At 44.5% G+C, this 310-nt stretch carries 1 protein-coding gene; it reads left to right on the top strand.

Annotation, left to right across the window (positions count from 1 at the left end; translation table 11 throughout):
• A partial coding sequence (locus tag FOI68_RS23835; RefSeq protein ID WP_221935143.1) for an ATP-binding protein occupies positions 1-115 on the top strand: 115 nt, incomplete at its 5' end.
• Positions 116-310 lie beyond the last annotated feature (195 nt).

Genomic DNA, 310 nt, shown 5'->3' with positions numbered 1-310 from the left:
TCGATTATTGCATCACTCCCACACGATCAACATTAAAGGGGAAAGTTATCGCATAAAGGAGAAGAAAAAAGCAGGTTTCTTTCGACCCGAGTCAACCGAAGATAAAACAGAATAAACGGAATTTTGGTTGCCACCCGCCCCCCTTAGAGGGGGCATCATTCAGACAAACCTATTGCCTATAATGGGGAAAATTCGAGTGCAGATAATGGGGAATTTTCATTTGCAGTTGACACTTGTCACCGCCGGGATATAATTGACCCAGGTTCGCCGGAAAGAAAATGACCCACCCTTAGCGAATATATCCCCTTCA

Source organism: Brevibacillus sp. LEMMJ03 (genome assembly GCF_007197875.1).
Classification (GTDB): Bacteria; Bacillota; Bacilli; order Brevibacillales; family Brevibacillaceae; genus Brevibacillus; species Brevibacillus thermoruber.
This window is presented reverse-complemented; position numbering and strand designations above follow the sequence as displayed.